General features: G+C 53.9%; 9 protein-coding genes and 2 pseudogenes. 2 read left to right on the top strand and 9 right to left on the bottom strand.

The features are described 5' to 3' along the window. Positions 1-100: 100 nt before the first annotated feature. Entirely contained in the window at positions 101-1,150 is a 1,050-nt protein-coding gene (locus O1Q98_RS06425) for a M4 family metallopeptidase (protein ID WP_125260288.1), read from the bottom strand. A gap of 108 nt (positions 1,151-1,258) precedes the next feature. After that, on the bottom strand, positions 1,259-2,644 hold the full coding sequence (gene xseA, locus O1Q98_RS06420) for an exodeoxyribonuclease VII large subunit (RefSeq protein ID WP_125260287.1): 1,386 nt from the start codon (positions 2,642-2,644) through the stop codon (positions 1,259-1,261). Positions 2,645-2,816: 172 nt separating this feature from the next. On the opposite strand from xseA, the pseudogene guaB reads away from it, so the two are divergent. Together guaB and guaA are read left to right on the top strand one after the other, a co-directional pair. After that, positions 2,817-4,281: pseudogene (guaB, locus tag O1Q98_RS06415) on the top strand (IMP dehydrogenase). A gap of 92 nt (positions 4,282-4,373) precedes the next feature. Then, positions 4,374-5,951, top strand: coding sequence for a glutamine-hydrolyzing GMP synthase (gene guaA / locus O1Q98_RS06410; RefSeq protein ID WP_125260285.1), 1,578 nt, complete (start codon positions 4,374-4,376; stop codon positions 5,949-5,951). 449 nt (positions 5,952-6,400) lie between these two features. Here the strand turns inward: guaA and O1Q98_RS06405 are convergent. The 7 genes and pseudogenes from O1Q98_RS06405 to O1Q98_RS06375 all read right to left on the bottom strand — a co-directional run bounded on the left by O1Q98_RS06405 (position 6,401) and on the right by O1Q98_RS06375 (position 15,019). Next, a pseudogene (locus tag O1Q98_RS06405) lies at positions 6,401-7,333 on the bottom strand (IS5 family transposase). Between the two features lie 167 nt (positions 7,334-7,500). Then, positions 7,501-7,824 carry a PTS sugar transporter subunit IIB gene (locus tag O1Q98_RS06400; RefSeq protein WP_125260209.1) on the bottom strand — a complete coding sequence of 108 codons (324 nt, stop codon included), beginning with the start codon at positions 7,822-7,824 and terminating at the stop codon, positions 7,501-7,503. A gap of 133 nt (positions 7,825-7,957) precedes the next feature. Next, complete coding sequence (locus tag O1Q98_RS06395) at positions 7,958-10,015, bottom strand: beta-galactosidase (RefSeq protein ID WP_125260210.1); 2,058 nt, start codon at positions 10,013-10,015, stop codon at positions 7,958-7,960. A 228-nt stretch (positions 10,016-10,243) separates the two neighbouring features. Next, positions 10,244-11,443 carry a glycoside hydrolase family 53 protein gene (locus O1Q98_RS06390; protein WP_125260211.1) on the bottom strand — a complete coding sequence of 400 codons (1,200 nt, stop codon included), beginning with the start codon at positions 11,441-11,443 and terminating at the stop codon, positions 10,244-10,246. A 5-nt stretch (positions 11,444-11,448) separates the two neighbouring features. Continuing rightward, entirely contained in the window at positions 11,449-12,339 is an 891-nt protein-coding gene (locus O1Q98_RS06385) for a sugar ABC transporter permease (protein WP_125260212.1), read from the bottom strand. A gap of 10 nt (positions 12,340-12,349) precedes the next feature. Next, positions 12,350-13,657, bottom strand: coding sequence for a carbohydrate ABC transporter permease (locus tag O1Q98_RS06380; RefSeq protein WP_125260271.1), 1,308 nt, complete (start codon positions 13,655-13,657; stop codon positions 12,350-12,352). Positions 13,658-13,786: 129 nt separating this feature from the next. After that, positions 13,787-15,019 (bottom strand): extracellular solute-binding protein, encoded by a 1,233-nt coding sequence (locus O1Q98_RS06375; RefSeq protein WP_125260213.1) that lies wholly within the window; start codon positions 15,017-15,019, stop codon positions 13,787-13,789. Between the last annotated feature and the right edge of the window lie 326 nt (positions 15,020-15,345).

The raw sequence follows: 15,345 nt of genomic DNA, 5'->3' as shown, positions 1-15,345 counted from the left end.
AGGCGCTGGCCGCATGTGCTGTGAGCCAGGCCATTTTCTGATGTGTACCGCCTGGAGAAACCTTCATGGTATTCGCATTGGATTTGCAAGCGGCCTTCCATTACTCCAGCTCATGCTCGTGCAGGATACCTGTGTCAATCCCTACCTGATGCCAGGAGCGAAGCACGGCTTCTGCAACGGCGGCATTAAAGCGCTTTTTCGCATGTTCAACCGTAAAGCGGGCAAAAATAGAGAAGTCAGCATTTTGCGGCAACGCTTTATCACACATTGCGTCATACCAAATATGACCCGTTTTTTCCCAGGCGTACCCTCCCAACGCAATCGCTGCGAGATAAAACGCCCGGTTCGGGATCCCTGAGTTCAGATGCACGCCACCGTTATCTTCACGGGTGTTGACGAAGTCACGCATGTGGGCGGGTTGCGGGTCGGTGCCGAGGAGGAGATCGTCATAGGCCGTGCCGGGGCGGGAGAGTGAACGTAACCCTTTACCATCAATCTCATCACTTAATAGGCCTTCTCCGATGATCCAGTCAGCCTGCTGTACTTTCTGATTGTGATGATATTGTTTGATCATTGAGCCGAACACATCCGCCAGCGATTCGCTCAACGCACCAGACTGGCGAAAATAGAGCAAACTGCTCTCGCTTTCGATAACGCCGTGCGACATCTCGTGGGCGATGACATCCAACGATGAGGTAAATCGATTAAATATTTTTCCGTCGCCGTCACCAAACACCATCTGCCTGCCGTCCCAGAACGCATTTTGGTAGTTCTTTCCGTAATGAATGCTACCAATAAGCGGCAGTCCTTTGTTATCCAATGAGTTACGGCCAAATATCTTCCAGAAAAAATCATGCACGATGCCCAGGGCGGTATAGGCTTCTTCTGCCGCAACATCGCCATTGCCGGGTTCACCCTCTTTTCTGACAAGGTTGCCGGGCAACGTTTGCTGGTGGCCAGCATCGTGAATTTCACGTAAGACCTGTGTGTCACTACGTTCTTCATGGGTCTCTGGGTGGGCGACCGCTGTTACCATTAGCGATTGGACGTGCATCAAAGTCTGTTGTGCGCACCGACGCTCTTCATCGGACCCGTTGTTGATAATACGATGCAATATATAGGGCGGAATGATGCTACGAGCGAACTTCATACTTCATCTCCTTATGTCTGGCTCAAATATGGGTTGCAACATATTATCAACATTGTTTTACCCTAATTGATGTACCACATTGATGACACGATAAGTATAGCCTAATCACTAAATATTTTTTATGCGCCTCGTTGAACGAGACTTGGTGGTTTCTTTTTTTATTTCAATCACCTGGCTTTCGACCCAACCATCATGCAGACGGGTTTTTAGTTTATCGCCCGGCGATATTTGCGCCGTTTTTTTCATCACCTGGCCATCAATGGTGGTGGTGACACTATAACCACGAGCCAGTGTCGCCAGAGGGCTTACTGCCTCCAGGTGTGAACAGGCCTCGCCAAAACGTTGTTTATACTCGTTAATCTGTTTTTCCAACGCGCGTTGTAGTCGATAATGGCACTGCTGTATATGCTGCTGTGCCCGGTGTACGCGAGGCTGTGGGGACTGTTGCATCAGGCGTTGATCAAAACGCTGCTGCTGCCGTTTTTGTAACAACAACTGGTGTTGAATGGCATCCTTCAACCGCTGTTTCATGCGGATAAGCTGCGTTTGCTGGCGCGCCAGGCGCAGTTGTGGATGCTGCTGATGTAACCGATGTTGTAAGCGAGCCAAGCGTTGCTGACGTTGCGCCAGATAGTAGTCGAAAGCCATCTCTAGCCGCTGGCGCTGCGCCTGAAGCTGTCTGAACAGTTCTTGCCGATCGCGACTGACCAATTCTGCAGCCGCAGAGGGGGTTGGCGCGCGTAAATCTGCTACAAAATCGGCGATGGTCACATCGGTTTCATGACCGACCGCGCTGACAATCGGGATGCGACTGGCGAAAATGGCATTGGCAACGTGCTCATTATTGAAGCTCCATAAATCCTCTAGCGAGCCGCCGCCGCGCCCAACGATAAGCACATCACATTCATTACGCCGGTTAGCCAGCTCTATCGCCCGAACGATTTGTGCCGGGGCCTCATGTCCTTGCACTGCCGTAGGATAAATAATTACCGGCAGTGACGGGTCTCGCCGCTTTAGAATATGGAGTATGTCATGCAGCGCCGCGCCGCTGGCTGAGGTAATCACACCAACCTGACGTGCCGGTTTTGGCAGCGGCTGCTTGTGCTGCACATCAAATAGCCCTTGCGCGGATAAGCGTTGTTTCAACTGTTCGAACTGCTGCTGTAGCGCGCCGTCGCCCGCTGGATGCATACTTTCAGCCAAGAGTTGATAGTCGCCACGCGGCTCGTAAAGCGTGAGTGTGGCGCGTACCAACACTTGTAAGCCATTCTGCACCTGAAAGGTGACACGCCGGTTACTGTTACGAAACATCGCGCAACGCACCTGGGCGCGTTCATCTTTTAACGTAAAGTACCAGTGACCCGAAGAGGGCTGAGAGAGGTTGGAGATTTCACCGGAAAGCCAGATCTGACCCATTTCTGCTTCCAGTAACTGTTTTACCGTCTGATTTAGGCGGCTGACGGTAAAAATAGCCGATGAAGGCAATGCGGACATTGTGACCCAGATCAAATAGAAAAACAGAGAGTTAATCAATCGATATTACCGGGCATCTGGGGGTTCGCAAGCATTTTTGTAAAAAAATACTGGAGGCAATCGATTTCGGCCTGTATAATGCCACGGCAATATTTTATCTAAAACCCATCCCAATTTCCGGTGAGATATTGCCATGCTACGTATCGTTAAAGAAGCCCTGACCTTCGATGATGTCCTTCTCGTTCCAGCCCACTCCACTGTTCTGCCCAACACGGCCGATTTGAGTACCCAACTAACCCAGCGTATTCGGCTGAATATTCCTATGCTGTCTGCGGCGATGGACACCGTAACAGAGTCTGGCCTGGCTATTGCACTGGCCCAGGAAGGCGGTATCGGTTTTATTCATAAAAATATGTCTATCGAACGGCAGGCTGAAGAAGTCAGCCGCGTGAAGCGTCATGAAAGCGGCGTGGTCGTTGATCCGCAAACTGTGACGCCTGAGAGTACGCTGCGCCAGGTAAAAGCCCTGACTGAACGCAATGGTTTTGCCGGTTATCCGGTTGTCACCAGCGGCAATGAACTGGTGGGGATTATTACTGGCCGTGATGTGCGCTTTGTCACCGATTTGGATCGTCCGGTCAGTGCGGTGATGACGCCGAAGGAACGTCTGGTCACGGTAAAAGAAGTGGGAAGCCCGCGATGTGGTATTGCAAAGAATGCATGAACGCCGCATCGAAAAAGCGCTGGTGGTAGACGATCAGTTCCGTCTGGTCGGGATGATCACCGTAAAAGATTTCCAGAAAGCCGAGCGTAAACCCAATGCTTGTAAAGACGAACATGGTCGTTTGCGCGTTGGGGCGGCGGTTGGCGCGGGTGCTGGTAACGAAGAGCGTATCGATGCGCTGGTGGCGGCGGGCGTCGATGTACTGCTCATCGATTCCTCACACGGCCACTCCGAAGGGGTGTTGCAGCGTATTCGTGAAACACGCGCCAAATACCCTGATTTGCAGATAATCGGCGGTAACGTCGCAACAGGCGCAGGCGCTCGCGCGCTGGCAGAAGCTGGCGTTAGCGCGGTTAAAGTAGGTATTGGCCCGGGTTCTATCTGTACGACGCGTATCGTTACCGGTGTCGGTGTGCCGCAGATTACCGCTATCGCTGATGCGGTTGAAGCGCTGGAAGGCACCGGGATTCCGGTCATTGCCGATGGCGGTATTCGTTTCTCCGGCGACATCGCCAAAGCCATTGCAGCAGGGGCCGCTTGCGTGATGGTGGGGTCAATGCTGGCCGGTACGGAAGAGTCTCCAGGGGAGATTGAACTGTATCAAGGCCGTGCATTCAAATCTTACCGTGGTATGGGCTCGTTGGGCGCGATGTCCAAAGGCTCGTCCGATCGTTACTTCCAGACAGATAACGCCGCCGACAAGCTGGTGCCGGAAGGTATCGAAGGCCGCGTGGCTTACAAAGGCCGCCTGAAAGAGATCGTTCATCAGCAAATGGGGGGCTTGCGCTCCTGTATGGGGCTGACCGGTTGCCCGACCATTGATGCGCTGCGTACCCAGGCGCAATTTGTGCGCATCAGCGGTGCAGGCATTCAGGAAAGTCACGTGCACGATGTCACCATCACTAAAGAATCGCCGAATTACCGCATGGGTTAAGCGCGTTACCGGCTGATTTAATACAACGAACCCGGTAAACTCGCCGGGTTCAATTTTTCTTTCGCTTCTATCCGTAGTGGAATACGCCTCTCATGACAGAAAACATTCATCAACATCGCATTCTTATTCTGGATTTCGGCTCGCAATATACACAACTGGTAGCCCGCCGCGTGCGTGAACTGGGCGTATACTGTGAACTGTGGGCATGGGATGTCACTGAAGCGCAGATTCGCGAGTTCAACCCGAATGGCATCATCCTTTCCGGCGGCCCGGAAAGTACCACCGAGTTCAATAGCCCGCGCGCGCCGGAATATGTTTTCCAGGCTGGCGTACCTGTGCTTGGCGTCTGCTACGGTATGCAGACCATGGCGATGCAGTTAGGCGGTAAGGTAGAAGGTTCCAGCGAGCGCGAGTTTGGTTATGCGCAGGTAGAGGTGAAAACCGACAGCGCGCTCGTTCGTGATATTCAGGATGCCGTCAGCACCAGCGGTGCGCCGCTACTGGATGTGTGGATGAGCCATGGCGATAAAGTCACTGCGATCCCGGCTGACTTTGTCACCGTTGCCAGCACCGATACCTGCCCTTACGCCATCATGGCGAACGAAGAAAAACGTTTTTACGGCGTGCAGTTCCACCCGGAAGTGACCCACACGCGCCAGGGGCAGCGTCTGCTCGAGCGTTTTGTGCGTGACATTTGCCAGTGTGAAGCGCTCTGGACGCCGGCCAAAATCATTGACGATGCGGTTGAGCGTATTCGCCAGCAGGTAGGTGACGATAAGGTTATCCTTGGCTTGTCCGGCGGGGTGGATTCCTCTGTGACGGCATTGTTGCTGCATCGCGCTATTGGTGAACGCCTGACATGCGTGTTTGTGGATAATGGTTTGCTGCGCCTGAACGAAGCCGAGCAGGTCATGGAAATGTTCGGCGACCAGTTCGGCCTGAATATTGTGCATGTTCCAGCGGAAAATCGTTTCCTGTCTGCACTGGCCGGCATTAGCGACCCGGAAGCCAAGCGTAAAACCATTGGCCGTGTTTTCATCGAGGTGTTTGATGAAGAAGCCGGCAAACTGACCGATGTAAAATGGCTGGCGCAAGGCACTATCTACCCGGACGTGATTGAATCGGCGGCGTCTGCCACCGGCAAAGCGCACGTTATCAAGTCTCACCATAATGTCGGCGGCTTGCCTGATGATATGGCATTGGGGCTGGTTGAGCCGCTCAAAGAGCTGTTTAAAGACGAAGTGCGCAAAATTGGTCTGGAACTGGGCCTGCCGTACAACATGCTCTACCGTCACCCGTTCCCGGGGCCGGGCCTTGGCGTGCGCGTATTGGGCGAAGTGAAAAAAGAGTATTGCGACCTGCTGCGCCGTGCTGATGCAATTTTCATTGAGGAACTGCACAAAGCCGAGCTGTACGACAAAGTCAGCCAGGCTTTTACCGTGTTCCTGCCGGTTCGTTCGGTTGGCGTGATGGGCGATGGCCGTAAGTATGACTGGGTTGTCTCACTGCGTGCTGTTGAAACCATCGATTTCATGACCGCGCACTGGGCGCACCTGCCGTATGATTTCCTTGGCCGTGTCTCCAATCGCATCATCAACGAAGTCAACGGCATCTCCCGCGTGGTGTATGACGTGTCTGGGAAACCGCCAGCTACGATTGAGTGGGAATAATCCCGAATCCCCTGTCCCGCATCTGGCTATGCCCGATGCGGGAGCATTTCCTCCAGCAATTTTCAACAAGACTCCGCAACTTGCATATTTTAAAGGGACGATCGTGCTTCACAGGAAGCGCATACCCTCGTTCCTCGCTGTTACCGTCAAACTTTGACTAATTCGGGAGAGGAGGCAACGTGTGTGGGGAGATATTGTCAGGCCGTTTCCAATCAGACTTCGTTATAAAAATTGTCACCTTCATACCATGGGCGATTTTCTAAAAGAAGCCACACAATTTCATTTTTCACCTCCGCTATTTTACCGCTTCATCGTTACGAACGTTTACGTTTTTTTTCGGGCGGGGGAAATAGGCTGATATTCCTTTAACCGGACAGAATAGCGTTCAATAATGGCTTTGTTGAATAAATCAGAGTTAGTCGACGGGATAGCTCTCGTCGGTTAACCCGTTATGCGATCCGGACGCTGTGCGGCATCCCCAACAACGTCATCCGGTTCAGTGCCTTGACCATTGCCATCGCTTCACCCACCTGCGCGTCATAGTCACGCAGGCTCAGATGGCTCCCCAGCAGGGTTTTAATGCGGAACATCGCCGTTTCTGCTACCGACCGCCGGTGGTAGCCCACTTACTTCCAGACGTCATTACTGCCGCTTAAGTACTGATTTGCCACAGCGTGGTTACGCTCATGGTACTTGTCCGGCCAGTATTGCGCCCCGCTTCGTGGTGGGATAAGTGGCCTTATTTTTTTCCGAAGTAACGCATCATGGCTGTAGCGCGTGTCATAAGCGCCGTCTGCCGAAGCTTCCCTGATTTTCCGGTGGGTCTGCTGAATCAACCCTGGCAGGGCCTGCGCATCGGTCGTGCCGCTGAGCGATAAATCGGCACAAACAATCTCGTGCGTCGCACTGTCTGCGGCCAGATGAAGCTTGCGCCATACCCTGCGTCGGTCAGCCCCATGCTGCCTGACTTTCCATTCACCTTCGCCCAAGACCTTGAGGCCAGTAGCATCGATGACCAGATGTGAGATTTCACCACGGGTTGGCGTTTTTATGCTGATGCTAACACTTTTTGCCCGTTTGCTGACCAGAGAGTAGTCCGGGCATCGAAGAGGCAGCGCCATGAGCGTAAAAATTGAGTCAACGAAGCCCTGTAACGCCCGTAGCGAAAGGTTAAACACGCGCTTCATCATCAGAACCGTGGTGATCGCCATATCGGTGTAGTGAAGCGGTCGGCCACGCCCCTCAGGCTGCGTACGGTCAGTCCATGCAGCAATGGCAGACTCATCAAGCCAGACCGTCATTAAACCGCGCTGCCGGAGAGCGTTATTGTAGGCTGACCAGTTGGTGATTTTAAACTTTTTGCTTTGCCATGGAAACCCGATGCTGAAACGACTGTAGCGATCAGATCCGCCAAACACTTAAAAGTTCGATTTATTCAACAAAGCCTAAAAGAATCATAAAAAAACTGGCGGGGAGAGATTCTCGCCCGCCCGATATCACTGTGTTATTCGTGTATGTCGAAAATAATTGTAACGATTATTTTAGCGCTTTATTCTCCTCCCCCATCACGAGAGAAGTGCTCCGTTAATAATTGACGTAGCGCATCGGATTGCTGACCAAATATCGCATGGACTTGCTGGCCGAGAATAATCACGCCCAATGCGCCTTCCTGCTGTAGCCCCTGTGAATCAACCAGTTTGAGGTTTTTCACCGTGACGCGCAGGCGGGTAATGCAGGCATCAACCTGTTCGATATTCGCCTGACCGCCAAAGCCATGCAGCAGGCGCTGAATATGCTGTTTCTCGGCCTCCGTAAACGCCGGGGCGGGTTTAGGCTGGCTAAAGTAACGGGTAAAGGCACGCAGCTTAATCATGGAGACACTCCTTGGCATGGTGTGATGAAGTCATAATGTGTGAAGTCATGGTGTGATGAAGTCATCGTGTGATAACGCAAATAGGATTGATAACGCCTGACGCGGGCGGCCAGGCGTGGTGAAGAAAGGGCAATCAGGCGAGACGGCGATGGAGCACCCGGCATCCCCAGGCGCTGAGGGCAATATCCGTCACCGGTTCACCGGTCAATTTATCGCAATAACCGACCGGCACCGCCACAGACTGCGGCTGGGCGCTGTAGTTACCGATAAAAATAAACTCCTCATCAGGGTGGCAGCGGCGCTGGGCGCTGACGCCCGGCGGCAACGCCACATCCAGCGCGCGCGGCAGCGCCAGCTCGCGGATAAGGGCGCTGAAGACATCGCGCTGGAATGCCAGATCGTTGCGTGACGTGACATACCAGGCTTTGCCTTCGCCGACATGATTGACGGTGACAGCCGGGCGACCGGCATAAAAATCATCGCAATAACTGGCTTGCGCCACCGCGCCTTCCAGATGAATAAGTTCACACAAATGGCGTGCCTGATAGGGCCCTTTGAGCCCCAGCGTGTTGCCAGCAACGCCCAGCACGCGGTTAAATTCCCCCTCCGCCAGGCAGTCAATCTCCTCAGCCCAGATGCCGAAAAGCGCGCGCAGCGGGCCGGGAAAACCGCCTAAATGACACAGGTCGCTTTCATTAACAATGCCGCTCCAGTAGGTCATCACCACCTGCCCGCCCTGACGCACAAACGCCTCCAGCCGTTCGGCAAAGCCGGGACGCACCATGTAGAGCATTGGCGCTATCAGTAGCCGGTAAGCGCTGAAATCCCCATCGGCGTTAATCACATCCACCGCCACGCCCTGCTCCCAAAATGGCCGGTAGTGTTCTGCCAGCGTTTTTTCATACTCCAGCCCGAGATTGCGCGGCCCTTGTGCATCATCCATTGCCCAGCGGCTCTCCCAGTCAAACAGGATAGCCACCTGCGCCTCAACCCGGCTGCCTGCGACATCGCCAAGTTTCGCGAGCATATCGCCAAGCGCCGCCACCTCGCGCCCGACGCGGGTATCGACATGCCCGACGTGATCGACCACCGCACCGTGGAATTTCTCTACCGAGCCCCGGCTTTTACGCCACTGGAAATACTGCACCGCGTCCGCACCATGCGCCACCGCCTGTAGCGAAGACAGAATATGCATGCCGGGTTTCTTCAGCTTACTCAGCGGCTGCCAGTTAGTGGTGCCGGGCGTAGACTCCATCAGGACAAACGGCTGCCCCTGTTTTAGCGAACGCATCAGGTCATGGTACATGGCGGTATAGCAGGCAAGCGTGGCGTCGTCTTTATCACGGTGCCACATCGGGTAACTGTCCCAGGAGATAAAATCCAGCACGCGCGACAACTGCCAGTAATCGTAGTCGTAGAAATACTCCATAAAGTTGGTGGTGGCCGGTAACGCCGGATTCACCCGTTTTAATGGCGCTATCTCCTCGGCGCAAAAATCCGTCGCCTGCGCCGTATTAAAACGCCGCCAGTCAAGGTTCAGGCCATGAATAGAAACCTCGCCGTGTGGCGCGGGCGATTCAATTTGTGACCAATCGCTATACGTGTGGCTCCAGAAATCGCTCCACCAGGCGTGATTAAGGGCGTCCAGTGTGACATAACGCGCCTGTAACCAGTGGCGAAACGCCTGCTGGCAGCGCTCGCAATGGCACTCACCGCTATATTCATTAGAGATATGCCAGCCAATCACCGCCGGGTGATGGCCATAACGTTCTGCCAGTAGGGTATTGATCTGCCGCACTTTATCGCGGTACACCGGCGATGAAAGGCAATGGTTATGGCGACCGCCATGTAACGCGTGTACCCTGTCGCGCCCCACCCGCAGTACCTGCGGGTAACGCTGCGACAGCCAGGCCGGGCGTGCGCCGCTCGGGGTCGCCAGAAACACGGATACGCCACGCTGATGCAATTTATCCAGCAGCGTATCGAGCCAGTCAAAATGGTATTGCCCCTCTTGCGGTTCGAGCTTTGACCAGCTGAAAATACCGACTGACATGACATTGCATTTCACCTGCTGCATCATCGCGATATCATCATCAATCACATCGGGATAATTCATCCATTGCTCTGGATTATAATCCGCGCCATGCAATAGCCCTTCAACCTTTGCAAACAAAGGCGGAAATCGTTTCATAGAACATCCTTAAGACATTATTCTTTGCGGTATATACCCGTCATCCTTCACGGTGCAGGTGCGTTGGCTTTCCTCGCTCCCCCAGTCACTGACTTGAGTAATTTCCTGGGGGTTCGCTGTGTCGCTGCCTTCCTGCCACTCGAATTATTTAGGGTATATTTATTGAATTTCAGGGTGCGGCGGCACGCTTATTCCTGGCACCGAATAAAATAAAAACCCGCTTTATGTTTATTTAAATATTTTAATAGAGGGCAACACCTCACCCTGACAATTAAATAGCGCCTGATTTTCACGGGCATTGCCTACTTTCCAATTATCATTGATGTAATTCATGCCAGCCTGTGTCGCCCAGGTATTTCCCGGCACCGTAATCCAGGTCGGCTCCCAATAAAACACGCCTTTGCCGCGCCGGTTGGGTACATCAATCACGCTTTGCATCAAATCACGCATGAAATCCGCCTGCCCCTGCACCGTCGCCGGGTAGCCGCCGTCTTTGGCCTCTTTGGCCGCGAAGCTGTTTTCTGCATTATCGCAATTCGCCAGGGTGTAGCCGTAAGCGGCCTCGACCACAATCACGTCTTTGTTATAGCGCTGGCTGATGTCATCCATATTGGTTTTCAGCGCGCTGATGGGGCCATTCCAATAGGTATACATCGACAGGCCAATCACATCGAAGGGCACGCCACGCTTGGTGATTTCATCAAACCACCAGCGGAAGGTGTCATTTTTCGTGCCTTCCGCCAGATGCAGCATGATTTTTACCTGGCCCGGTGAGCTCAGGTTCTCGCGTAAACCGGTAATCGCAGCATTGAGTAACCCGGCCAGCCGGTCAAACTCACCGCCACCCTGCCCCCAACTTTTCCCCTCCGGCCACAGAATGCCGCCATTGGCCTCATTGCCAATCTGTACCATATCCGGCAATACCCCTTCGCGCTTAAAGCGAGCGATGGTGTCGCGGGTGTAATCATGTACGGCGGTTTTGAGCGCCTCGTAAGGGAGGTTCGCCCAGGCTTTCGGCTTAAACTGTTTACCGGGGTCAGTCCAGAAATCGCTGTAGTGAAAATCAAGCAGCAACTTCATGCCCTGCGCCTTGGCGCGTTTAGCCAGCACCAACGTTGTGGCAAGGTCATTGTCACCGCCGCCATACGGGTTTCCGGCTGCGTCTTTGGGGTCAACCCACAACCGCAGGCGGATATAATTCACGCCGTTTTTCTTCAGCACGGCTATCGGGTCTGCCCGCTGGTGATTCTCGTCATAAAACACCGCGCCCTGCCGCTCCACTTCCAGCAGCGTAGAAATATCCGCCCCTTTGATAAAACCGGCCGGCGTATTGCGCAGCGGTTTAATCACCACCGATTCCGCTGCCATCAGCGGTGAGGTGGCAAGGGCAAGAGAAACAGCCAGTAATGCGGGTATCATCTTTTTCATGGTGATCATCCTTTGGTACTGCCCGAGGTCAGGCCGGAGACAAAATATTTCTGCAACATCAGGTACAGCAGGGCTATCGGCACCGCAATCAGCACCGCCCCGGCCGCATACGTGGTGTAGCTGGCGCCCATTTTTTGCGCCACCAGGTTATACAGGCCGATGGGCAGCGTGTATTTATCCGGGGTGCGCAAAATGGTGCTGGCGAGAATGAAATCCCCCAGCGGGCCGGTGAACGAGAACAGCGCCACCACCGCAATAATCGGTTTCGACAGCGGCATGATGATTTCAATAAAAATGCGGAAATTCCCGGCCCCATCCATACGAGCCGACTCATCCAAATCGCGGGGGATAGCGTCGAGATAGCCCTTCATCAGGTAAGTATTCATCGGGATCATGCCGCCGACATACACCAGCACCAGCGCCAGATGGCTATTGATAAGCCCCAGCAGTTGCGACAACACAAAAATGGCAATCAGCGCGGAAAATTGCGGGATCATCTGCAACAGCAGAAACAGCATCAGCCCGTTCTGCCGCCCTTTGAAGCGAAAGCGAGAAAAAGCATAGGCGGTAAAACTGACGCTTATCAGCGTCAGCACCATGGTCAGGAAGCTGATTTTCATCGAGTTCCAGTACCAGCTCAGGTAGTTAACCTGGCCGTTAAACAGGTCGGCATAATGCTGAAACGACAGGTTTTCTGGAATGATGGCGGTACTGAGCAGGCTGTTACCGGCATTGAGCGACGCGCCCACCGTCCAGACCAGCGGATAGATAATGATGACGGACACCATCATGATGACCAGCCAGGACAGCGTCAGCCGAATCGCTTTTTCACGCCGGATGCTGCCTTGATGTCGCCGAATAGACGAGCCCTGAGCGCTGGATTGAGATCTGAACATCGCGTTCTCCTTAAGCCATGTCATCATTTTTAAACGCGCGGCTGGCACGGAACTGCCACAGCGCCACCCCAACCACAAACACCGACAGCAAAATGGTGATAGTGGCGGCAATCGCATACTGCGATGACGACATCGTCAGCTTATAAATCCACGACACCAGAATATCCGTGCCTCCGGCATTCGAGCCTGCCACCGCCGGGCCGCCGTTGTTAAACAGGTAGATGATGTTGAAATTGTTAAAATTGAAGGTGTATTGGGTGATGATGATCGGCGCAATCGAATACAGCACCAGCGGCAGCGTAATGGTGCGCAACTTCGTCCAGTTGCTCGCGCCATCCATCGTGGCAGCTTCATACAAATCATCGGGAATGGCTTGCAACACACCGGTGGTCATGGCGAACACGAACGGAAAACCAAGCCAGGTTTGCATCATAATCAGCGCGGTTTTCGTCCAGAACGGGTCGGTCAGCCAGGCCTTGGGGCTGATGCCCAGCGCAGCCAGAATCGCATTATTGATAACGCCGAACGAGTCGTTAAACATCCCGGCGAACACCAAAATGGTGACAAACCCCGGCACCGCCCAGGGCAGAATAAAAATCGTGCGGATAAGCGGCTTAAAGCGCAAATCCTTCTGATTCACCAGAATCGCCAGCATCACCCCCACCGTGCATTGCAGCGTGGTGGCAAGCAACGTCCACACCACCGTCCACTGCAACACATCAAAGAACGTCGAGCGCCAGATGCTCAGGGTAAAAATGCTGACAAAATTCTTCACGCCAACCCACTCCACCAGTTTGGCCGGCGGGGTGTGGTAGAGGTTGTAGTTGGTAAACGCAATGGCAAAACCGAACAGAATCGGGAAAATCACCACAAACACCAGCAGGATAAAGCCCGGCGTAATCATCAGGTAAGGGAAGCCGTCACTGAGCAGTAAACGGTACTGCTGGCGCACGCTATGTAGCGCCAGCCCCGCATCGCGCCGCTTGCCATTGCGCCACGCATCGCGCCATGACAGTGCGTAAATCAGCACGCCAAATGCGATGATAATCAGGCTGATTATCCCCTCAGCCAGCAGGAAGATAGAGTTATCGCGCGGCACCTCTTCTCCCAGCGTATACACGCCCCAAAGCCCGGTGTGCAGAAAATCCTGGAAGACGCCCAGATAGCTGCCGAGCAGCACCAGAAACACCATCCCTTTCGCCCACTGACGATGGTAAAACTGCCCGCCGCCGGGCACGACTGCGCACAGCAGCGCCATCCAGGCGTGACGACTGCAATGCTTCTCCCCCGATAGGGGTTCGCCGGAACTGATAATCACACGCTGCTCCTTCTCATCACGGGAGGCGGCCCTCCCGTCTGCTATCGCCTGTTGCATGAGCGCATGGCGTTTGCCGACATCACCGTGGCTGGCATGGCGGCAAACCGCGCTCGTCAACCCGAGGCTCGCTTACTGGTTGCTGGCCTGCATCGCCTCGACCTGCATTTTGATTTGCTTAACGGCGTTATCGAGCGCGGCCTGTGGCTCTTGCTTACCCGTCAGGCTCAACTCCAGCGCGGCGTTGGCGGGGCTCCAGACTTCGCCCATTTCGGGAATGCCCGGCATCGGCACCGCTCTGGCAGACTGCACCGCCACGGCGCTGGCTTTCTCATCGTTTTTGATAAGGGGGTCGTCAATCATGCTTTTTTGCGGCGGAATTTCGCCGGTACGCTGGTAGCGCACCTTGACGTAGTTCGGCTGGTTGATGAACTGCATAAACTGCTGCGCCAGCGCTTTATCCTTGCTCCAGGTCGATACCACATAGCCTTTCACACCGAGAAACGAGCTCATCGGCTTGCCATCAGGCAGCGTCGGCAATGGCACGACGCCATAATGAATTCCGGCGGCTTCATAGGGCTGGAACGCCCAGGGGCCATTAATCACCGCCGCCGCTTTTTTCTCGGTAAACAGTGAATCGATGGCATTGAGCCCGTTATCACCGAGGATCCCTGACGGAAACAGCTTGTCGGCGTAAAATTTACGCAACAGCGTCACCGCTTCAACCGCGCCTGGTTTATTCAGGCCAATATCCAGCGGATTCAGCCCGCCTTTGTCGTTTTTGCCGAAAATGTACCCGCCCATCGGCCCGATAGCGCCCCAGCTGTAATAAATCTGATCAAACTTCGCCAGCAGGCCAAAGCGGTTTTGCGCCTGCTGCTGGCGCGAAAAGTCATACCACTCTTGCAGGCTGGTGGGCAGCTTCGTGACCAGCGCTTTGTTGTAGATAAGCACCAGCGTTTCCACCGCCTTGGGCAGGCCGTAGGTCTGGTTGTTCATGCGAAATGCGGCGATAGAGGCGTCGGTAAAGCTCTGCTGCGTCGCGTTATCTATCGTCAGCGGCGCTATCAGCCCCTGCACCATCGCGCCGCCGAGTTGATCGTTAGGGATAACCAGCACATCCGGGCCAATACCCGAAGGGCCATCGAGTCGCAGTTTCTCCAGTTGCTGGGCAAAGGGCATCTCCAGCACGTTCACTTTCACGTTGTACTGTTTTTCAAAATCAGCAATCGCATCCTTAATGCCATCGGACTTGCGGATATCTTCCCACACCGTCAGTTGTCCGGCGGCCTGAAGAGGAAAGGCCAACAGTGAGCTGGTGGCCGTGGCAGAGAACAGCAGGGCGGTAAGTAACTTGGTTTTCATTATCGACCTCTTGTGAAGGTATAACATTTTTATTTTTAAAAACCGGTGATAACACCTGAGATAATACATCATTGCCGCTATGACTGGGGGTTTTACCGCTCGTTTTTCGTCAATGATGATGTTATACGCTACGCTAATCATGGGGATGTGACGACAGGAAAGTGACTATTGTGTGATCACAATTGCAGAAATGAAACACAGCGGTATGGCGCTAAAAACAAGGTCGTTATAGTCGCTTTAAGGCAACAGCACTGTCAGTCGTCAAGAAAAAATTGTTATACGTAATACACTGACAGACCAACACGCCACGCGACCCGGTATCAGGT

It is taken from the genome of Dickeya lacustris, assembly GCF_029635795.1.
GTDB lineage: Bacteria > Pseudomonadota > Gammaproteobacteria > Enterobacterales > Enterobacteriaceae > Dickeya > Dickeya lacustris.
This window is presented reverse-complemented; position numbering and strand designations above follow the sequence as displayed.